This window comes from Longispora albida DSM 44784 (assembly GCF_000379825.1).
Classification (GTDB): domain Bacteria; phylum Actinomycetota; class Actinomycetes; order Mycobacteriales; family Micromonosporaceae; genus Longispora; species Longispora albida.
Genome location: NZ_KB903813.1, coordinates 577,673 through 597,014, shown reverse-complemented (window position 1 = coordinate 597,014; position 19,342 = coordinate 577,673). Strand labels below are relative to the sequence as shown.

Sequence of the window (19,342 nt, the reverse complement as noted above, 5' to 3'; positions counted from 1 at the left end):
CTAGCTGTCATGATGGTACAAGTCAACGGAGGCTCGATGAAGCTCCAGCCCCGGCACTACCTGATGTGCCGCCCGACGTATTTCACCGTCGAGTACGTGATCAACCCGTGGATGGACCCGTCCGTGCCAGTGGACAACGCCGCCACGATCACGCAGTGGGAGAAGCTTGTCGAGACGTACCAGTCGCTGGGCCACACCGTCGAGTTCATCGACCCGCTGCCGGGCATGCCGGACATGGTGTTCGCGGCCAACGGCGCGACGGTGATCGACGGCAAGGTGCTCGGCGCGCAGTTCCGCAACGTGCAGCGTGCCGACGAGGGCCCGGCCTACTCGGCCTGGTTCGAGGACAAGGGTTACCCGGTGCAGGCCCCGAAGCACGTCAACGAGGGTGAGGGCGACTTCCTCGTCACCGAGAACTACGTGCTGGCCGGTACGGGCTTCCGGACCGACCCGGGCGGGCACGCCGAGGCGCAGGAGTGGTTCGGCCGCCCGGTGATCTCGCTCCAGCTGATCGACCCGCGGTACTACCACCTGGACACCGCGCTGTTCGTGCTCGAAGGCGACCAGATCTGCTACTACCCGGGTGCCTTCTCCCCGGGCAGCCAGGCTGTCCTCGCCCGCCTGTTCCCCGAGGCGCTGCTCGCCACCGCGGCCGACGCGGAGGCTTTCGGCCTCAACTCGGTGTCCGACGGCCTGAACGTCATCGTCCCGCCGCAGGCCACGCACCTCATCGGTGCGCTGAAGGAGCGGGGCTACAACCCGATCGAGGTCGACCTGCCCGAGCTGCTCAAGGGCGGCGGCGGCCCGAAGTGCTGCACCCTGGAGATTCGTAAGTGATCACTGTGGACGCTGTCGAGTACGCCGAGCGGCACACCGCTCACAACTACCACCCGCTGCCGGTGGTCATCGCCGACGGCGAGGGCGCGTGGGTGACAGACATCGACGGCAAGCGGTACCTGGACTGCCTGGCCGGCTACTCGGCGCTCAACTTCGGGCACCGGCACCCGGCGCTGATCGCCGCGGCCAAGGACCAGCTCGACCGGGTGACCCTGACGTCGCGCGCGTTCATCCACGACCAGTTCGGCCCGTTCTGCGAGGAGCTGGCCGAGCTGTGCGACAAGGAACTCGTGCTGCCGATGAACACCGGCGCCGAGGCGATCGAGACCGCGATCAAGGTGGCCCGCAAGTGGGGTTACCTGGTCAAGGGCGTCCAGCGTGACCGGGCGAAGATCATCGTGGCCGCGAACAACTTCCACGGCCGTACCACGACGATCATCAGCTTCTCGACCGACGAGGACGCCCGCGCCGACTACGGCCCGTACACGCCGGGCTTCGAGATCGTCCCCTACGGCGACCTCGAAGCGCTGACCGCCGCGATCGACGAGAACACGGTCGCCGTGCTCATCGAGCCGATCCAGGGCGAGGCTGGCGTGCTCGTGCCGCCGCCGGGCTACCTGGCCGGCGTCCGCCGCGTGACCACCGAGAACAACGTGCTGTTCATCGCGGACGAGATCCAGTCGGGCCTGGGCCGGACCGGCCGCACGTTCGCCATCGACCACGTGAACGTCGTTCCGGACATGTACGTGATGGGCAAGGCCCTCGGCGGCGGTGTCGTGCCGGTGTCGGCCGTCGCCGCCAACCGGGACGTGCTCGGCGTGCTCAAGCCAGGCCAGCACGGCTCGACCTTCGGCGGTAACCCGCTGGCCTGCGCCGTCGGCCGGGCTGTCGTCGGCCTGCTGCGCACCGGCGACTTCCAGACCCGCGCGACGGTGCTCGGCGAGAAGCTGCACGCCGGCCTGAACACGCTGGTCGGCAAGGGTGTCCTGGAGGTACGCGGTCAGGGTCTGTGGGCCGGGGTCGACATCGACCCGGCGCTGATGACCGGCCGTGAGGCCAGCGAGCGCCTGATGGCCCGTGGCGTGCTCGCGAAGGACACGCACGGCTCGACGATCCGCCTCGCCCCGCCGCTGGTCATCACCGGCGAGGAGCTGGACTGGGCAGTGGAGCAGATCGCAGCGGTCCTGGGACAGTAAGGCTGCTCCGGCTGCCAGGAACGGCGCCACCCGTATGCCGGGTGGCGCCGTTTCCGTCGTTGTGGACCTCGGGCGTTGTTTGACCTCGCCCCTGGGGCATGGTGGAAGCTCGGACCATGATCGAGGAACACGGGGAACCCGGCGAGTTCATGCTGGCCGGGGAGTTCGGCGCGGCAGCCCGGCTGTCGCCGAAGGCACTGCGGCTGTATGCCGAGCAGGGCCTGCTCTCCCCCGCGCTGACCGACCCGGCGACCGGGTACCGGCGCTACGAGCGGGGCCAGCTGCCGCGCGCCCGGCTCATCTCCCGGCTGCGTGAGCTGGGCCTGCCTCTGGCCCGGATCGCGGGCCTGGCCGGCCTGACCCCCGAGGCCAGGGACGCCGAGCTGCGCGCATGGCTCGTCGCTGAGGAGGACACGCTGCGCCGCCGCCGCGACCTGGTGACCGCGCTGGCCGGCGGGGACGTCCCGCTGTACGCGGAGGTCGCGCTGCGGGAGGTACCGGAGCGCAAGGTGCTGTCCGTCGAGCGGCGGGTGCGCGTGGACGGCCTCGACACCTTCGTCACGGACGCCGCCGCCCGGATCAGGGCTCACCTCGCCGCCAGCGGAGTCCGCGACGACGCCCCGATGCGGGTCTGGTTCCACGGGCTGGTCACACAGGACAGTGACGGGCCGGTGGAGGTCACGGTGCCATTCAGCGGGACCGTCGAGCCGGCCGGGGACCTGAGCGTGCGGATCGAGGCTGCCCGGACCGAGGCCTACATCCCGGTACCGGAGGCCGAGGCCTCCTTCCCCGCCATCCTCCGCGTGTACGACGCGCTCGCCGGGTGGATCGACCGCGAGCGGCGGCTGTGCACCGGCAGCCCGACGGAGACGTACCCGGGCACGGGCGGCGCGTTCCTCGACATCGCGTACCCCGTCACGACTGCCGAAAGAGGATAGGTGCACACGTACATCGGCTCCGGCCCCTACTGCTACAGCAACAGCCTGGCGATGGCCCTGGGCGAGGGCGCGCCATCGCCTTCCGTGATCGAGGTGCTGACCGGCTCGCCGTTCGGCGCGCAGCTCATCTCGGGCCGCCTGCCCCTCTTCGACCCCTATGGCTGGGATCCGGATCTCGGGCTCGACGCTGCGATCGGCCTGCTCGGCTGGACCTGCCGCCGGGAGGGTTCCGAGGAGGACGCCGAGGCGCTAGAGAAGCTGCGCGGCGCGCTGGCCGGCGGCCCGGTACTGGCCGGCCCGGTCGAGATGGGGCTGCTCCTGCACCACCCCGGCCTCGGCCAGCCGATCGAGGCGGATCACTTCGTCCTGGTGCTGGCGGCCGACGACGACCGGGTGCTGCTCCACGACCCGCAGGGCTTCCCGTACGTGAGCCTGCCGGCGAAGGCGTTCCTGGCGGCGTGGCGGGCCGAGACGATCAGCTACAAGACCACCAGGTACACGATGCGCAGTGCTTTCCGCCGTGAGCGCGAGGTGACCGCCCACGATGCGCTGCTGGCTTCCCTGCCAGCCGCGAAGCGCTGGCTGGCCATGACCGGCGATGTCGACGTCGCGCCGGGGACGCTCGGCAACGCCGCTGCCCTGGAACGCTTCGCCGGCATGCTCGACGAGGGCGCTGACCCGGCGGTCCTCGGCCTGATGACCCACTTCGCCGTCCGGGTCGGTACCCGCCGCCTGGCCGACGCCGCCACCGCGCTCGGGCTCACCGAGGCCGCCGCGACAGCCGCCCGGCAGGCCCGGCTCGTCGGCAGCCTCCAGTACGAGCTGACCGCCGGCTCACCAGCCACAGCCGCGGCGACGCTCCGCGAGCTGGCACCCAGCTACGCCGAGCTGGCCGCGGCCCTATAGCCAGCCCTTCCGGACGGCGTTGACCCCGGCCTGGAACCGGCTGGTGGCGTCGAGCCTGGTCATGAGATCACTCATCTGGCGGCGCACCGTCCGCAGCGACACACCGAGCTTGCGCGCTGCGGCTTCGTCGGTGTGCCCGGCAGCGGCGATCTCCAGCAGGGCGCGGTCTGTCGGGCTCCGGCCCTGGTCGTCGGCGTTCGGGGCCTGGCCGAAGGGCGTACCCGACGACCAGGCCAGCGCGAAGAGCGCGTGCGCGGCGGCCGTCATGCCGGGGCTGTGCGTCTCCAGCGCGCCTGCTCTCGGGTCGGCGGGGTCGATGGGCAGGATCGCGATCCGCCGGTCGAGGAGCAGCAGCGGGATCGGCACGACCGGCACCGTGCGCATCTGGCCGCCGAGCTCTGTCAGCCAGCGCGCGTGGGCGAGGGTCGCCTGGTCGTTGCGGAAACTGTCCTGGCACACAGCGCGGATGGCCACGCCGCGTTCGAGGAGCTGCTGGTTGAGCGGGGTACCGGCCGCCCGGGCGTCGGGGGCGTGCATGCCGCCGGGGTTCAGGGAGCAGCACTCGGCCGTCAGGGTCGGGGCGAGTTCCTCCAGCCGGGCCCGGACCGCGTCGACGCCTTCGAGCCGGATCGCCGCGTCCCGGTCCCTGGTGCCGGCGTGCTCTGCGGCGATCGCGGCGATGGCCGCCCGGGTGGCCTCGATCTGGGCCTGCCTGCGGGCCGTCTCCGCCTCGGCCTCCGCGAGCAGCGCCGCCAGGCCGACCTCGGGGCTGACCGGCCGGAGCTGACCGGTCTGCTCGCCGGAGGGCCGCAGCAGCGCGAGGTCCGCCAGTTCGTCCAGTGCGGACCGGATCCGCCGGACGTCCATTCCGGTCACCACGCCCAGTGCGCCCACCCCGTGGCCGGGGTGGGCGAGCATGGCGCGGTAGACGGTGAGTGCGTCGGCGGACAGGCCTAGTAGCTCCAGCATGCGTGGTCCCGGGTCGGTGGACGGTACAGCGGCGAAGATGCCAGCAGGACGCCCCGGACGGCCAGCCTTTCGGCGAGGGTCGAAAGGTTGGTCAGTGCTGGTTCAGGAGTGCGCGCCCGAGATCGGTGGCCTGGTGCCGTACCGCCTTGCCCTCCCGCACGGTGACCAGCAGCCCGGCTTCCCTGAGCGTCCGGGCGTGCCCGCTGGCGCTGGCCGGGGAGATGCGGAGCCGCCCGGCCAGCCCGCTGGTACTCGCCGGTTCCGTCGCCAGGGCCAGCAGCGCGGTGGCTCTCGTCCGGCCGATCAGCTCGGCCAGCCCGGCCGGTGGCTCTCCCGGGGTCATCCAGCCCGGCTCGGGCGCCACGGGATAGGCCAGTACCGGCGGGTGTTCCGGGTCGAGCAGCCGGGTGACCCGTCCCCAGCAGAAGAACGACGGGGTCAGGGTGATGCCCCGTCCGTCGAGGTACAGGTCGTCGTCGAACGGGAACGGCAGGTGCCAGACCGGCGGGGTCCAGACCGCGCCGGGGACCAGCCCGCGCAGGAGCTGCTCGACGCCGTGGGACAGCAGGGTGATCGCCCGCCGGTCCCGGTCGGCGCCGATCGCCGCCGTGATCTGTGACCAGTGCGGGGCGAGCACGGTGGCGTGGTACTCGCTGATGGTCTCCCCCAGCCGCCGCAGCGTCGGCGCGTCACCAGCCGCGAGGAACGCCGCCGATCCCGTGAGCGGCGTACCAGCAGCGAGCCGGCCCACGTCGTGGCCGATCTTCTGCCGCGACGTGGACAGCACGGTGTCGATGCCTTCCGCCAGGTCGGAGGTACCGGTGGCCGGCGTGAGGAAGTCCGGGCAGTAGCCGTAGGGCGGCATCAGCCGGAGCAGCCCGCGCAGCGCCGGCGTGTCCTGTACAGCGCGCCGGATCGCGGTCCGGGGTTCCCGCCACCACGGCCCGAACACGATTCCGGCTTCCTTCTGCTGGAGCAGGTTCGCGGACATGAGGGTCTCCCACAGCGGGTCCGCTGTGGACACCCGGACCCGGCTGAGATCCCCCGCCGTGAAGTGCACCCTCAGCATCCCCACGGCTGCCAGTGTTTCCGCAGGCAGCCGGGCCTACAAGGCCAGCTGGCCCGATCGTTGCCCGCCTGACACCTTGGCGCCAGGCACTCTCGTGCCACCCCGCTGGTAGTGACAGCGGGTCCGGCCTGCGGCAGGCTTATCTCCAACAGCGACACACCGGAACGAAAAACAACAACTCCGGTAAAGCTTCCGAATTTCTCTTACCCATTCATTTCAGAAGTGGAGTCTGCCATGCGCCGGATCGCCCTGTTCCTCGCCACCATCGCCCTGGCCGTCACCGGCGTGGGTCTCGCCACGCAGGCCGGCCCGGCTGCTGGCCAGGGTGTCCCGAGCGCCGACGGCATGACCTGGGGCCAGGCTCCGCAGGACCCCGCTCCCGGCACGCTCGACGACGGCATGACCTGGGGCTAGTGGTGACCATGCACCTGATCACGCTGCGGGCGACCGGCCCGCGCTCCCCGGTCCCCGACCCCGCGGCAGTCACGGGGCTGCTGTGGGAGGCGGTCCGGGACACCGACCACATCGAACACCTCCGGATCCGGGCCAGCCCCGGACAGCTCGACCTCGCGGTCTTCCTGCTCGCCGAGCACGAGGCCGCCGCGCTCCTCACCGCCAGGGCGCTGTGTGCCCGGGCACTGCACCCGACCTTCACCGGCTGGCGACTCGCCGCCTGACTCTCCGAAAAGGACACACCCCATCATGCGTACTGTTCTCCGCACCACCCTGGCCGCAGCCGTCACGGCCGCCGCCATCCTGAGCGCCCTGGTCGGCGCGACCAGCCCCGCACAGGCCGAGTCCACCGTCGGCGGCAAGATCACCCGAACCGAGGTGATCCAGCGGGCGGAGTCCTGGGTCGGCAAGGGTTACGTCTACGACGGCGACGACAACCCGCCGGAGTACACCGCCGACGGCGACGACTTTTACAAGGACCCGCAGGACAGGCTCTACCTGGGCGACTGTTCCGGCTACGTCAGCATGGCCCTGCACCTGGGTACGACACTCACCTCGTACGGCTTCCGGGACAACAACACCCTGTTCACGACCATCGATCGCAGCCAGTTGCTCCCGGGCGACGTGCTGGCGACCGGCGGGCACGTCAATCTCTTCGCCGGCTACGAGGCCGACGGCGTCCACTTCGCCTACTACAGCTTCGGTTCCACGAACGCGATCAAGACCAAGCACACCGGCGCGTACTTCGACGGAGACCTGATCGTTGACGCCGGAGATCGCAGGCACTACACCGCCCGGCGCTACAAGAACATCGACGAATCCGCGCCGGTCAGCGTGAACACCGACCTGAACTTCATCCAGACCAGCGGTACCGGCAGCGGCAAGGTCGAGCTGCGCAGCGCCACCACCAGCACCGGCTACAGCGGAGCCGGTACCAGTCACATCACCCGGTTCGGCACCGGCGCGGCGACGGCCAACGGTTCCTGGCAGCTCAGCGCCTCCGAGCTGATGTTCGTCCAGACCACCGGTACGGGCAGCGGCAAGGTCGAGCTGCACAACGCCACGGCTGCCTCCGGGTACGCCACGGCCTCCACGCAGGCCATCACCTACTTCAGCTCCGCCGACTCCGGTAACGGCGTGTGGCAGATGGTCGGCTCCGACCTGTACTTCATCAAGCTCCGCAACACGGGCAGCGGCAAGATCGAGGTGCACACGGCGACGGCGGCCTCCGGGTACGCCAGCGGCAGCCACTTCGTCACCCGGTTCGGCACGGGTGCCGCTGTTGACGACGGCGTGTGGCAGATCTCGGCCGGCGACCTGTACTTCGTCAAGCTCCGCAACACCGGTACCGGCAAGATCGAGCTGCACCTGGCGACCGGCGCGACCGGCTTCACCGGTGCCGCCAGCTACGTGACCCGGTTCGGCACCGGCCCGGCGACCGCCGACGGCACCTGGCAGCTGGCTGGCCGTGACCTCTACTTCGTCAAGGTCCGCAACACCGGCACCGGCAAGATCGAACTGCACACCGCGACCGGCGCGACCGGTTACGCCGGCGCCGGCAGCTACGTGACCCGGTTCGGCACCGGCGCGGCCGTCGAGTACGGCACCTGGCAGCTCGGCCTCCGCTGACCTGCACCGATCCGCAGGAAACACCATGCCCGCCCGGCTCACCTGCCGGGCGGGCATCCGCGTGTTCTGATCTGGGTACCGCGACGAGCTAGAAGCGGGGCATGCCGCCGAACTGGCGGTCGCCGGCGTCGCCGAGGCCCGGCACGATGAACTTGTGCTCGTTCAGCCCCTCGTCGATCGAGGCGGTGACGACCTTGACCGGCAGGTCGGACTCCTCCAGGCGGCGCAGGCCCTCCGGCGCGGCCAGCACACACAGCACCGTGATGTCGGTGGCGCCGCGCTCGTGGAGGATGCGGACGCAGTGCAGCAGCGAGCCGCCGGTCGCGACCATCGGGTCGAGGACGATCACCGGGCGGCCGGTGAGGTCTGCGGGCAGCGACTCCAGGTACGCGCGGGGCTCGAAGGTCTCCTCGTCGCGCGCCAGGCCCACGAAGCCCATGCTGGACTCTGGGAGCAGGTTGAGGGCGGCGTCCGCCATGCCGAGGCCTGCCCGGAGTACCGGGACGAGCAGCGGCGGGTTCGACAGCGCCGTCCCGTAGGTCGCCGTGACCGGCGTGTTGATGGAGGGCCTGGCTACGGCGAGGTCCCGGGTCGCCTCGTACGCGAGCATCGTCGTCAGCTCGTGCAGTGCGGCCCGGAACGTGGCCGAGTCGCTGCGCTCGTCGCGCATGGCGGTGAGCCGGGACTGGGCAAGGGGATGTTCGACTACGAGTACGTCCACGCCCGTCAGGTTAGTGGGACGGTAAGTTGCTGCGCATGGCGTACCTGAGAATCGTCGCGGCTGCCACTCTCCTGACGCTGTCCGGCTGCTCCAGCCAGGGCGAGGAGCACACGGTCACGTACGAGGTTTCCGGCCAGGAGACGGCGGAGGTCGCGTACGTCAACGACCGGGCGGAGCTGGTCAAGGGCCAGGTCGTGGCCCTGCCGTGGAAGCACTCGGTGAAGGTTCCGGCCGGCCGGTTCGTGTCCGTGCTGACCAACGGCGCCGGCGACGGGGCGCTGGTCTGTGTGATCAAGGTCGATGGCGTGCAGGTGGTTACTCAGCGCAGCGGCGATGTGCCAGTTGTGCGCTGCGACACAACCATCAAGTAACTACACTCGGCCGCATGACGGCGTTGTTAACTAGTCCCACCAATGCGACATTGAGGGCATTTCTCCACGGGTTGCCGGGGGTCGACGCCGTGGGGCTGGAGCAGCGGGCGGCCAGCCTCGGCACTCGGTCGATCAAGACCACGTCGAAGGCCTACGCCCTGGATCTGGCCCTGCGGATGGTGGACCTGACCACCCTGGAGGGCGCGGACACCCCGGGGAAGGTCCGTTCCCTGTGCGCGAAGGCGCTGCGCCCCGACCCGAGCGACCCGGAGTGCCCGCCGGTCGCCGCGGTCTGCGTGTACCCGAGCATGGTCCCGGTCGCCGCCGAGGCGCTGAAGGGCTCCAAGGTGCACCTCGCCAGCGTGGCGACAGCCTTCCCCTCCGGCCAGGCCCCGCTCCAGGTGAAGCTCGACGACACCCGGGCGGCTGTGCAGGCCGGCGCCGACGAGATCGACATGGTGATCAGCCGGGGCGCGTTCCTGGCCGGCGACTACCTGCACGTGTACGAGGAGATCGCCGCGGTCCGTGAGGCCTGCGGCGACGCACACTTGAAGGTGATCCTCGAGACGGGTGAGCTGGCCACGTACGACAACATCCGGCGCGCGTCCTGGCTGGCGATGATGGCCGGCGCGCACTTCATCAAGACCTCGACCGGCAAGGTGTCCCCGGCCGCGACGCTGCCGACCACCCTGCTGATGCTGGAGGCCGTCCGCGACTACCTCGACCAGACCGGCACGAAGATCGGCGTGAAGCCGGCCGGCGGCATCCGGACGTCGAAGGACGCCATCAAGTACCTGGTCACGGTGAACGAGATCGCCGGCCCCGGCTGGCTGGACCCGGACTGGTTCCGGTTCGGCGCGTCCACGCTGCTGAACGACCTGCTGATGCAGCGGGCCAAGCTCCGCACCGGCCACTACTCCGGCCCCGACTACATGACGGTGGACTAGACATGTTCGAGTACGCACCCGCCCCAGAGTCCGCCTCGATCGTCGACATCAAGCCGAGTTACGGGCTGTTCATCGACGGCCAGTTCGTGGACGGTTCCGGGGCGTTCAAGACGATCAACCCGGCGACCGAGGAGCCGCTCGCCGAGGTGGCGCTGGCCGACGCCGGCGATGTGGACAAGGCTGTCGCCGCGGCGCGCAAGGCGTTCAAGAAGTGGTCGAAGCTGCCGGGCAAGGAGCGGGGCAAGTACCTGTTCCGCATCGCCCGCATCCTCCAGGAGCGCTCGCGTGAGCTGGCCGTCCTGGAGTCGATCGACAACGGCAAGCCGATCAAGGAGTCCCGCGACGTCGACCTGCCGCTGGTCGCCGCGCACTTCTTCTACTACGCGGGCTGGGCTGACAAGCTCGGTTACGCCGGCTTCGGCCCGGACCCGAAGCCGATCGGCGTGGCCGGCCAGGTCATCCCGTGGAACTTCCCGCTGCTCATGCTCGCGTGGAAGATCGCACCGGCGCTGGCCTGCGGTAACACCGTGGTGCTCAAGCCGGCCGAGACGACGCCGCTGACCGCGCTGCTCTTCGCGGAGATCTGCCAGCAGGCCGACCTGCCGCCGGGCGTGGTCAACATCGTCACCGGGGCAGGCGAGACGGGCTCGGCCCTCGTGAACCACCCGGGGGTCGACAAGGTCGCCTTCACCGGGTCCACCGAGGTGGGCCGGATGATCGCGCGCTCCGTCGCCGGTACGAACAAGAAGGTCACCCTGGAACTGGGTGGCAAGGCAGCGAACATCATCTTCGAGGACGCGCCCATCGACCAGGCTGTCGAGGGCATCGTCAACGGCATCTTCTTCAACCAGGGGCACGTCTGCTGCGCCGGGTCGCGCCTGCTGGTGCAGGAGTCGGTGGCCGAAGAGGTGCTCGACTCCCTCAAGCGCCGGATGGCGACGCTGCGCGTGGGCGACCCGCTCGACAAGAACACGGACATCGGCGCGATCAACTCCGCCGAGCAGCTGTCCCGGATCCGCGCGCTCGCCGAGATCGGCGAGAGCGAGGCCGACCGCTGGTCGCCGCCGTGCGAGCTGCCGGCCAAGGGCTTCTGGTTCGCCCCGACCGTGTTCACGGGCGTGACCCAGGCGCACCGGATCGCCCAGGAGGAGATCTTCGGGCCGGTGCTGTCCGTGCTGACATTCCGCACCCCGGCCGAGGCCGTGGAGAAGGCCAACAACACGCCGTACGGGCTGTCGGCCGGCGTGTGGACGGAGAAGGGTTCCCGGATCCTGAAGATCGCCGACAAGCTGCGGGCTGGCGTCGTCTGGGCCAACACGTTCAACAAGTTCGACCCGACCTCGCCCTTCGGCGGGTACAAGGAGTCTGGTTACGGCCGCGAGGGTGGCCGGCACGGCTTGGAGGCCTACCTCAATGTCTGACCGGCTTGCGGTTCTCAAGACCTATAAGTTGTACGTCGGGGGCAAGTTCCCCCGCAGCGAGTCAGGACGGACGTACCGGGTGCAGGATTCCAACGTCGCCAAGGCCTCCCGCAAGGACGCCCGCGACGCCGTGGTGGCCGCGCGGGCCGCGTTCGGCGGCTGGGCCGGCGCGACCGCGTACCTGCGCGGCCAGATCCTGTACCGCGTAGCCGAGATGCTGGAGGGCCGCCGCGACCAGTTCGCCGCGCTCGGTTCCTCCCCGGAGGACGTGGACGCCGCCGTGGACCGCCTGGTCTGGTACGCGGGCTGGACCGACAAGATCAGCCAGGTCCGTGGCGGGGCGAACCCGGTGGCCGGCCCGTACTTCAACATCTCGGCTCCCGAGCCGACCGGCATCGTCGCGATCGTCGCGCCCTCGTCCTCGCCGCTGCTGGGCCTGGTCAGCGTGATCGCCCCGGTGATCGCCACCGGTAACGTCGCGATCGTGCTGGCCGACGAGGCCTCGCCGCTGGCAGCCGTGACCCTCGCCGAGGTACTGGCGACCTCCGACCTGCCCGGTGGTGTCGTCAACATCCTGACCGGCTCGGCTGCCGAGGTCGCACCGTGGCTGGCCTCGCACCTCGACGTCAACGCCATCGACCTGACCGGCGTGGCCGACCCGGCTCTGGCAGCCGATCTGGAGATCGCCGCCGCCCAGAACCTCAAGCGGGTACTGCGCCCGTCGAGTCCAGACTGGACGGCGGACCCGGGCCTCGGCCGGATGACCACATTCCTGGAGACCAAGACCGTCTGGCACCCCAAGGGCACGTAGCGCCGTTGTCTACTGAGGGCGGAGGACCTGGTAGTCCTCCGCCCGCCGGGCCTGTTGCCGGGCGAAACAGTTCCCAGTGCAGACTGTGCCAATTCGTCTTGTGACTCCTGGTGCACGTTCCGTATCTCTCCTACGCTCGGTATCCGTGCGCATACTCCTCTTGGTTTCCGCGTTCAACGGCCTCACCCAGCGCATCTGGGACGAACTGCGCTCCCGTGACCACCAGGTCTCCGTCGAGCTCAGCCTCGGCGGCCACGATCTCACCGAAAGCGTGCACGCCGCCCAGCCGGACCTGATCCTCTGCCCCTTCCTCAAGGAGCGGGTCCCCGCCGAGATCTGGCGCAAATGGCCGACGGTCATCATCCACCCCGGGCCGCCCGGCGACCAGGGACCCTCCTCACTGGACAGAGCGATCATGGACGGCGCGCCGTCCTGGGGCGTGACGGCACTCCAGGCCGTCGAGGAATTCGACGCCGGGCCGATCTGGGCCCACCGCACCTTCCCCATGCCGTCCGAGCCGCCCCGCAAGTCAGCGCTCTACAACGGGCAGATCACGGAGGCTGCCGTCGCCTGCGCCCTGGAAGTGGTCCAGCACGCGCAGAACCCCGAGTTCCATCCGGTACCGCTGGCGGAGATCCGCCGCCCCATCCCCGGCACGAGCTTCCGCCCGGTACTGAAGCAGGAGGCCCGCAGCTTCGACTGGGCTGACGACGCGGTCGACATCGTCCGCCGGATCCGCGCCGCCGACGGCTGGCCGGGCGTCCGCACCGTCATCGCGGGCCAGGACGTGTACGCGTTCGACGCCAGTACAGCCAGTACAGCCAGTGCCGATGCGCCATCGGGCACACCTGGGCAGATCATCGGGCAGCGTGCCGGGCACCTGCTGGTCGCGGCCGGGCGCGGCTCGGTGTGGATCGGGCAGCTCAGGAAGCCCGGCGGCGTGAAGCTCCCGGCCACCACCGTCGTCCCGTCCGAGGCTCCCCGGATGCAGGAGGGGCCCGACGAGATCTGCTACCGGCGGCGTGGCCCGGTCGGCGAGCTGACATTCCAGTTCTACAACGGCGCTGCCGGTACCCAGCAGTGCCACCGGCTCACCGCGGCCCTCCGCCACGCGGCGCAGCAGGACACCAAGGTCCTCGTACTCCGCGGCAGCCACCAGGTCTTCTGCAACGGCATCCACCTCGGCGAGATCGAGGCGGCCGAGGACCCGGCCGGCGCGGCGTGGGACAACATCCGGGCGATCAACGCGGCCTGCCGTGCGCTCATCGAGTCACCCGGCCAGCTCACCATCGCCGCGTTCACCGGCAACGCCGGCGCCGGCGGGGTGATGATGGCGCTCGGGGCCGACGTGGTCGTGGCGCGCGAGGGCGTCATCCTCAACCCGTACTACGACATCGGCCTCTACGGCTCCGAGCTGCACACCTTCACCCTCCCGCACCGGATAGGGCCGGAACGCGCGGCGGCACTGCTCGACGAGAAACTCCCGATCGGTACCAGCCGCGCGCTGGGCCTCGGGCTGGTCGACATCGTCGGGCCTGGCGAGCCGGAGGTGTTCGACGGGTGGCTGTCGGCGCTCGCCGCCCGGTACGCCGAGCCGGCGGCACTGCGCAGCGTCGCCGACGCGCAGAAGCTCGCCGAGCGCCCGCTCGACTACTACGAGGTCTCCGAACTCGCCGAGATGGCCAAGGACCTCTTCGACGACCGCAGCGGGTTCACCGCGGCCCGGTCAGCTTTCATCCACAAGCTCAGGCCGCCCGGCACGCCCGGCAGGCTCCGGCTCTGACCCATGATCGTGGGACCCCTCATGCTGCTATAGCGACTTGAGGGGTCCCAGCCGAAAATGTCCAGCCACGGTCGCCCTCGCTGGGCTTGGCACTATAAGGTTTGCCGGAGACCTTCGACGGCCACCGGCCAGACTGTGGATAACGCTGTGGATAACGAGTTTAAGCGCACTGCCCAGGTCGACAAGTTCTGGGCGGAGTTCAGCGTGGAGCCGGTGCAGCTCGCCCTGCCTTCTGGCGTCGGGTACACCCTGCGGGCCTACCGGATGTCCGACGAGGTGCCGGAGTTCGAGCGCGAGGCCGAGGAGACCGAGGAGGGCTCGGCCGACGGCGGCCTGGTCATCCGGGTCGACGAGGGCGAGGAGCTGCCCGCCGGCCGCCGCAAGGTCATCAAGAGCGAGGACAAGGCCGAGGACCTCGGCGAGGAGCTCGAGGAAGAGCTCGACGAGGACGCCGACGCCTCCGATGAGGACTCTGACGAGGACGAGGCCGAGGAGGCCAAGGTCCCCGAGGCCGAGGAGATCCCGGTCTTCCTGAGCCGCCGGGGCAAGCTGCTGCTGTTCCGCTCGCCAGAGGGCCTCGCGGACTTCGTCAGCTCCGACGCGGCACACGACCTGACCTGGCTGCCCAAGTGGGAGAAGCTGGCAGGCTCGATGAAGGCCGACAGGGTCGCCCCGGCCGACGACGACGCCTACGAGCTGGACCTGGTCGTGGAGAACCTGCGCGGTGGCCACGACGCCTGGGACGCCGAGCTGATCATCTCGGCCGGCGAGATCGCCCGCGACCTCGGGCACGCGCTGAAGCTGGAGGCCGTACAGGCCGCGATGGCCCCCGGTTCCCCGCTCGACGACCTCGACGAGGCGCTGCGCAAGACGGCCGAGGGCGGCGTCGGCGGGTTCTTCGCCAAGCGCAAGGCCAAGAAAATCGGGGCAGAACAGGCCGCACTGGCCTGGCGCACGATCATTGGCAAGATCTCTGCGGTCACAGACTGGCGCGACTGACCCTTACCAGGGAGCATCGTTGTAGTCCTTGGAGGTGGCTTTCGTTGGGCGTGTACTGCGGACTGGCAACTGCTGGTGATCGGCTCGGCGTCGTCGTGGTCGACGACTCCGGCCGGGTGCTGGCGGGCATCGAGGTGACTGACGACCCGGCCGGTTACGGCCGCGTGGTCGGCCTGCTCGCCGAGCACACCGCCGCGCCAGCGTCCGTGCCCATCGCGGCCGACGCGGAGACCCGGATCATCGCCAGGCTGTTCGCCGCGGCCGGCCGGCTGGTCGCGTTCGCCGAGCCCGGCTCCGTGATCGACAGCGAGGCCGACCACGAGACCGGCGGCGCGGAGCTGCTGGCCAGAGCACTCCAGCGGGGCGCGCTGCTGCCGACCCCGCATCCAGCACCCCGCGACCTGGCGGCGTTGCGTCCCGTCCTCGCCGCGCACTCCGCGCTGATCAGCGGCCGCCAGGCCAGCTCGTCGGCACTGCGCGACGTCCTCCGCGAGCTGTACCCGGCGGCGCTGCGCGCCTTCCGCGACCCGGCCGGTGTCGTGCCGCTGGCCGTGCTCGACTCGCTGCCCGAGCCGGGCCTCCCGGTCAGGGTGAAGCCGGCCCAGCTCGCCGCTTCCCTGGTGAACGAGGGGCTGGCCGCCGAGGCCACCGACGTCGAGGCCGCGATCGAGGCACTCCGCGTCGCGGTCACCGACTCCCCGCGCAAGGCCGGTCTCGGCCGGTCGACCACTGCTGCCGTCGCCGCCGCCGTACGCCAGGCCGTCGCTGCGGTGAAGGCCGCTGAGGCCGGTGCCGCAGCGCTGGTCGAGGCGCTGAACGACCGGCTGGAGCCACCCGGCCTGCCATCCCGGCCTCAGGCCCCGCGCCGCCGTGCCGCGACCCGCGCCGCAGCCGACACTCCGACCACCGAGGCACAGACCGTCGTGCCTGCCGCCCCGGCCGTACCCGTCGTGCCGGGCCCCGGGCAGCCGGAGCCGCAGCACCGTCCCGCGCAGCAGCTGCCTCCGCCACCGCCGAGCATCGTGCCGGTCTTCCCCGGTACGACACCGCCGCCCGTTCCCGAGCCGATCGCCGCCCAGGCAGCTCCGGAGTGGACAGAGCCGGTCGCGCCGGCCTGGCCCCCGGCGCAGAAGCAGCCGGCGAAGGCTGCCCCGGTCACCCCGCTGCCGGCCGAGCCAGCGGCGAGCGGCGGCCGGACCAGGCGCAACCTGTCCGGCGCGTTCGCAGCGGCTGGCCCGGCCGCCTCCGCTGGCCGCCGCCGTGGCCCCGAGCCAGCCCCGGCCCAGCCTGCTCCCCCGGCGCCCGAGCCGCAGCCCGAGGGGCTCGCGCCGCGCGTGATGCCGATGCAGCCGCCGGTCGCCCGCGAGATCCCGGACCCGCAGCCTTTGCAGGCCCTGCCGCCGCTGCCACCGGCACCGGCTTCGCTGGCCCCGCAGGTGCCGATCGCGCCGTCCTCACTGACCTCCCCGCCGCTGAGCGGGCAGCCTGGCCGGGTCGCCCCGCCGTGGCAGGACGACGACCTGCCTGCCGAGCCGCCCGCGCTCCGGCTGGTGGACCCGCCGCCGCTGGCCGACCGCGCGCTGCGCGAGCCGGCCCCGCCGCGCAAGCCGACCTTCACCGACGGCTCGCTGATGCCCGGGCCGGAGCCGCAGTTGCTGCTCGGCCCGTCCGGTGAGGACCCGCTGCTGGCCCCGCCGCCGCCCCCGGCCGACTTGCCAGCTCTGCCCCCGCTGCCGGAGGAGCGCCCGCTCCGCCTGGTCGGCGAGCCGCAGGGTTCCCGTCCGGCCCGCCGGACCCGGGCCGGACGCCAGGCGGCCGAGACCCGCGCCGTGCCAGTACCAGAGGAGCGCGGCGACGGCGACCTGCTGATCTTCTCGGCGGCGAAGTCCGCCTGGTTCACCGACCCGGACCCGGACGCCGAGTTCGACTGGGGCGGCACCGCCGACGCCGGCTGGCGCGCGGCCGAGCAGGCCAGCCGCCCGCAGGTGGGCGGCACGACCGGTGGCGGCCTGCCGCGCCGGGTTCCCCAGGCCAACCTGGTGCCGGGCAGCGCAGGCCCGCTCGCCGTGGACCGGCCGCCCCGGCCGGTGCGCCGCGACGCGGCCGAGATCGCCGCGCACACCAGCGGCTACTTCAAGGGCTGGCAGCGCGGGCGAGGACTCGAATCCTAAGTGGACTTCTATGCGAGCAGCCTGGGTAGCCTCCTCGGCACCCTGGTCACGGACACACCTGGCCTGACACACGCCGCCCTGGCCTCCGTCGAGGGCGTACCGGTCGCTGTCTCCCCCGGCTTGCCACCCGACCGGGCCGAGCAGCTGGCCGGCATCGGCGCGGGCCTGCTGAGCATCGCCAACGGCGCCGGGCAGGTGATGGGCTTCGGCCCGCCGCACCAGGTGATCGTGGAGATGGCGATGGGCGTGGTGGTCGCGACCCCGGTCGCTCCCCGGGTCGGCCTCACCCTGCTCGCGGTCAGCACCGCCGACCGCGAACGCATCGGCTACGAGGTCGGCCAGTTCGTCGACCGCGTCCGCCCGCTCCTGGAAACGATGCTGTAGCGCTGGGGTTGGGTGGGCGCGAGTTGTGTGCCGGGCTGGAAAAACCTCAGGTGCTTCTGGCCGTCAAGTACGCCTTGACCTGCTGAGCACATTCCTCAGGGCTGTACGCGCCCGTGTCCACCTCGACGTCGTACTTCATTCCCGTGTGGACGATCGGGTACTGGAAGGCGGCCCGGCCGATCCCCCGGTTACCCCGTTCCCGTTCGCGCCGCTCCAGCTCCGGCAGGGCGCAGTGCACCCCGACGACCACCACGTCGTACCCGTCGAGCACCGCCATGCAGTCCGCCATCCGCCACGCCTCACCACCGAGGATGTGGTCGGCGACCACGTTGTTCCCGGCCGAGGCCATCCCCGCCACCACCCGGTGGAAGCCGAGCACCGTCCGCTGGAACACCGGCTGGAACTCTTCCTCCGTCCAGTCCTTCCGGGCCCGCGTCCGGTGGAACTGGTCGACGGCGACATGGAAGTACGGCTCGTCGAGCTCCTCCTGCAACGCCGCCGCCAGGGTGCTCTTCCCCGAACTCGACGTACCGTTCAGCAGGATCACCCGCCCCAGCCCGGCCCCAAGAACCTCCGGATGCAACTCATCCGACAACAGAAGCTTCATACCCGCGCTCATCCCCCGGTACAACAAAAAGGTCTTGCTCTTGACCTAAGGCGCGGTGGCCCGCTGAGAGTGAATCTGGCAAGCGAAACGGCTCCCCTCGTACCGGTGTTGTACGTGGGGAGCCGTTTCGCTTGCCAGATTCACTCTCAGCGGGTCGGCACCTTCCGCATGGAGAGGACGTATTCGACCAGGGTGATCAGGGTCTGCTTCGTCGCCTCGCGGCTGCGGGCATCCGTCTGGATCACCGGGATGTCCTCCGAGATCGCCAGGGCCTCGCGCACGTCCTGAAGCTCGTGGAAGTTCACGCCGTCGAAGGCGTTGACCGCGATCAGGTATGGCAGGCGGCGGTGCTCGAAGAAGTCGATCGCCGCGAAGCAGTCGGCCAGCCGGCGGGTGTCGACCAGGACCACGGCGCCGATCGCGCCGCGGACCAGCTCGTCCCACATGAACCAGAAACGGGTCTGGCCCGGCGTGCCGAACAGGTACAGGATCAGGTCCTTGTCGATGGTGATGCGGCCGAAGTCCATGGCGACGGTCGTGGTGACCTTGCCTGGCACGTCCTTGTTATCGTCAACGCCCACACTCGCCGAGGTCATGATCGCCTCGGTGGTGAGCGGAGTGATCTCCGAAACCGATCCCACCAGCGTCGTCTTCCCGACGCCGAAACCTCCGGCAATGACGATCTTCGCCGAGGTCACTCTGCCAGGGGCAGCGGACACGTCGTACGTCACGTCAGAGCCTCCGAAGTCCACTCAACACTCGCTCCAGCAAATCCGTGCCGACAGCGCCACTGTCCATAGGGGACGGCGCGTGCACTGCGACCAAACCATCCGTGGCCATATCCGCGACCAGCACCCGGGTCACACCCAGCGGCAGGGCCATCCGGGCGGAGATCTCCGCCAGGGACTGGAGCCCGCTCGCACACAGCCCGGCGATGTTCTGCTGCTCGCTGCCGAACACCAGCCCTTCCCGCCGGCCCCGGTCGGTCGTCTCGACCAGCGCTTCCAGTGCTATCTCCAGCCGAGGCCGGGTGCGTCCACGGGTGACCGCGTACGGCCGGACCAGCGCCCCGGTCGGCTCTTCACGCTCAACCATGCTGCTGCCTCACTCCCCCGACTCGTCGGAATCTC

21 protein-coding genes are annotated in these 19,342 nt (G+C 70.7%); 15 read left to right on the top strand and 6 right to left on the bottom strand.

From position 1 onward, the window contains the following. The first annotated feature begins 36 nt into the window (after window positions 1-36). The 4 genes from ddaH to A3G1_RS0102915 all read left to right on the top strand — a co-directional run bounded on the left by ddaH (window position 37) and on the right by A3G1_RS0102915 (window position 3,877). Complete coding sequence (ddaH, locus tag A3G1_RS0102930; protein WP_018347966.1) at window positions 37-837, top strand: dimethylargininase; 801 nt, start codon at window positions 37-39, stop codon at window positions 835-837. Further along, entirely contained in the window at window positions 834-2,033 is a 1,200-nt protein-coding gene (rocD, locus tag A3G1_RS0102925; RefSeq protein WP_018347965.1) for an ornithine--oxo-acid transaminase, read from the top strand. The genes ddaH and rocD overlap by 4 nt, the downstream gene beginning before the upstream one ends. A gap of 116 nt (window positions 2,034-2,149) precedes the next feature. After that, complete coding sequence (locus A3G1_RS0102920) at window positions 2,150-2,971, top strand: MerR family transcriptional regulator (RefSeq protein ID WP_018347964.1); 822 nt, start codon at window positions 2,150-2,152, stop codon at window positions 2,969-2,971. After that, on the top strand, window positions 2,972-3,877 hold the full coding sequence (locus A3G1_RS0102915; protein WP_018347963.1) for a hypothetical protein: 906 nt from the start codon (window positions 2,972-2,974) through the stop codon (window positions 3,875-3,877). Here the strand turns inward: A3G1_RS0102915 and A3G1_RS0102910 are convergent. Together A3G1_RS0102910 and A3G1_RS0102905 are read right to left on the bottom strand one after the other, a co-directional pair. Beyond that, complete coding sequence (locus A3G1_RS0102910; protein ID WP_018347962.1) at window positions 3,872-4,846, bottom strand: helix-turn-helix transcriptional regulator; 975 nt, start codon at window positions 4,844-4,846, stop codon at window positions 3,872-3,874. The two genes, A3G1_RS0102915 and A3G1_RS0102910, sit on opposite strands and share 6 nt — an antisense overlap. 91 nt (window positions 4,847-4,937) lie before the next feature. Beyond that, complete coding sequence (locus A3G1_RS0102905; RefSeq protein WP_018347961.1) at window positions 4,938-5,915, bottom strand: ArsR/SmtB family transcription factor; 978 nt, start codon at window positions 5,913-5,915, stop codon at window positions 4,938-4,940. A 234-nt stretch (window positions 5,916-6,149) separates the two neighbouring features. Between A3G1_RS0102905 and A3G1_RS0102900 the strand changes: the two genes are divergently transcribed. The 3 genes from A3G1_RS0102900 to A3G1_RS0102890 are packed head-to-tail and all read left to right on the top strand — an operon-like array spanning window position 6,150 to window position 7,997. After that, window positions 6,150-6,329 carry a hypothetical protein gene (locus tag A3G1_RS0102900; protein ID WP_018347960.1) on the top strand — a complete coding sequence of 60 codons (180 nt, stop codon included), beginning with the start codon at window positions 6,150-6,152 and terminating at the stop codon, window positions 6,327-6,329. 2 nt (window positions 6,330-6,331) lie between these two features. Beyond that, a complete protein-coding gene (locus tag A3G1_RS0102895) occupies window positions 6,332-6,592 on the top strand; it encodes a hypothetical protein (RefSeq protein ID WP_157640864.1) in 261 nt (86 codons plus the stop codon). A 25-nt stretch (window positions 6,593-6,617) separates the two neighbouring features. Next, window positions 6,618-7,997, top strand: a complete 1,380-nt coding sequence (locus tag A3G1_RS0102890; RefSeq protein ID WP_018347958.1) for a hypothetical protein — start codon at window positions 6,618-6,620, stop codon at window positions 7,995-7,997. 88 nt (window positions 7,998-8,085) lie between these two features. Here A3G1_RS0102890 and upp read toward each other — a convergent pair whose 3' ends face one another. Continuing rightward, on the bottom strand, window positions 8,086-8,718 hold the full coding sequence (gene upp, locus A3G1_RS0102885) for a uracil phosphoribosyltransferase (RefSeq protein ID WP_026211755.1): 633 nt from the start codon (window positions 8,716-8,718) through the stop codon (window positions 8,086-8,088). A gap of 35 nt (window positions 8,719-8,753) precedes the next feature. On the opposite strand from upp, the gene A3G1_RS0102880 reads away from it, so the two are divergent. The 8 genes from A3G1_RS0102880 (at window position 8,754) to A3G1_RS0102845 (ending at window position 17,605) form a co-directional block, all read left to right on the top strand. Then, entirely contained in the window at window positions 8,754-9,089 is a 336-nt protein-coding gene (locus A3G1_RS0102880) for an MmpS family transport accessory protein (RefSeq protein ID WP_018347956.1), read from the top strand. Between the two features lie 14 nt (window positions 9,090-9,103). Next, window positions 9,104-10,036, top strand: coding sequence for a deoxyribose-phosphate aldolase (gene deoC / locus A3G1_RS0102875; RefSeq protein ID WP_026211754.1), 933 nt, complete (start codon window positions 9,104-9,106; stop codon window positions 10,034-10,036). 2 nt (window positions 10,037-10,038) lie between these two features. Continuing rightward, window positions 10,039-11,457: an aldehyde dehydrogenase family protein gene (locus tag A3G1_RS0102870; protein ID WP_018347954.1), complete on the top strand. Its 1,419-nt coding sequence runs from the start codon at window positions 10,039-10,041 to the stop codon at window positions 11,455-11,457. After that, entirely contained in the window at window positions 11,450-12,268 is an 819-nt protein-coding gene (locus tag A3G1_RS0102865) for an aldehyde dehydrogenase family protein (protein WP_026211753.1), read from the top strand. Before A3G1_RS0102870 ends, A3G1_RS0102865 begins: the two co-directional genes overlap by 8 nt. A gap of 145 nt (window positions 12,269-12,413) precedes the next feature. Next, on the top strand, window positions 12,414-14,051 hold the full coding sequence (locus tag A3G1_RS0102860; RefSeq protein WP_026211752.1) for an enoyl-CoA hydratase-related protein: 1,638 nt from the start codon (window positions 12,414-12,416) through the stop codon (window positions 14,049-14,051). A gap of 147 nt (window positions 14,052-14,198) precedes the next feature. Next, window positions 14,199-15,050, top strand: a complete 852-nt coding sequence (locus A3G1_RS0102855) for a hypothetical protein (RefSeq protein WP_018347951.1) — start codon at window positions 14,199-14,201, stop codon at window positions 15,048-15,050. Window positions 15,051-15,100: 50 nt separating this feature from the next. Next, on the top strand, window positions 15,101-17,221 hold the full coding sequence (locus A3G1_RS32845) for a transposase (protein ID WP_425411373.1): 2,121 nt from the start codon (window positions 15,101-15,103) through the stop codon (window positions 17,219-17,221). Beyond that, window positions 17,222-17,605, top strand: coding sequence for a roadblock/LC7 domain-containing protein (locus tag A3G1_RS0102845; protein WP_018347949.1), 384 nt, complete (start codon window positions 17,222-17,224; stop codon window positions 17,603-17,605). A 46-nt stretch (window positions 17,606-17,651) separates the two neighbouring features. Here A3G1_RS0102845 and A3G1_RS32840 read toward each other — a convergent pair whose 3' ends face one another. From A3G1_RS32840 to A3G1_RS0102830, 3 genes are all read right to left on the bottom strand, one after another. Further along, window positions 17,652-18,152, bottom strand: a complete 501-nt coding sequence (locus A3G1_RS32840) for a chloramphenicol phosphotransferase CPT family protein (RefSeq protein WP_018347948.1) — start codon at window positions 18,150-18,152, stop codon at window positions 17,652-17,654. Between the two features lie 206 nt (window positions 18,153-18,358). Continuing rightward, window positions 18,359-18,964: a GTP-binding protein gene (locus A3G1_RS0102835; protein ID WP_018347947.1), complete on the bottom strand. Its 606-nt coding sequence runs from the start codon at window positions 18,962-18,964 to the stop codon at window positions 18,359-18,361. Continuing rightward, entirely contained in the window at window positions 18,945-19,307 is a 363-nt protein-coding gene (locus A3G1_RS0102830) for a DUF742 domain-containing protein (RefSeq protein WP_018347946.1), read from the bottom strand. The genes A3G1_RS0102835 and A3G1_RS0102830 overlap by 20 nt, the downstream gene beginning before the upstream one ends. Window positions 19,308-19,342 lie beyond the last annotated feature (35 nt).

Bases quoted from the DNA above. Each gene is read 5' to 3' on its own strand.
- ddaH (WP_018347966.1), top strand. From the start codon at position 37: ATGAAGCTCCAGCCCCGGCACTACCTGATGTGCCGCCCGACGTATTTC.
- A3G1_RS0102905 (WP_018347961.1), bottom strand. From the start codon at position 5,915: ATGCTGAGGGTGCACTTCACGGCGGGGGATCTCAGCCGGGTCCGGGTG.
- A3G1_RS0102865 (WP_026211753.1), top strand. From the start codon at position 11,450: ATGTCTGACCGGCTTGCGGTTCTCAAGACCTATAAGTTGTACGTCGGG.
- A3G1_RS0102910 (WP_018347962.1), bottom strand. From the start codon at position 4,846: ATGCTGGAGCTACTAGGCCTGTCCGCCGACGCACTCACCGTCTACCGC.
- deoC (WP_026211754.1), top strand. From the start codon at position 9,104: ATGACGGCGTTGTTAACTAGTCCCACCAATGCGACATTGAGGGCATTT.
- A3G1_RS0102880 (WP_018347956.1), top strand. From the start codon at position 8,754: ATGGCGTACCTGAGAATCGTCGCGGCTGCCACTCTCCTGACGCTGTCC.
- A3G1_RS0102900 (WP_018347960.1), top strand. From the start codon at position 6,150: ATGCGCCGGATCGCCCTGTTCCTCGCCACCATCGCCCTGGCCGTCACC.
- A3G1_RS0102920 (WP_018347964.1), top strand. From the start codon at position 2,150: ATGATCGAGGAACACGGGGAACCCGGCGAGTTCATGCTGGCCGGGGAG.
- A3G1_RS0102870 (WP_018347954.1), top strand. From the start codon at position 10,039: ATGTTCGAGTACGCACCCGCCCCAGAGTCCGCCTCGATCGTCGACATC.
- A3G1_RS0102890 (WP_018347958.1), top strand. From the start codon at position 6,618: ATGCGTACTGTTCTCCGCACCACCCTGGCCGCAGCCGTCACGGCCGCC.
- A3G1_RS0102830 (WP_018347946.1), bottom strand. From the start codon at position 19,307: ATGGTTGAGCGTGAAGAGCCGACCGGGGCGCTGGTCCGGCCGTACGCG.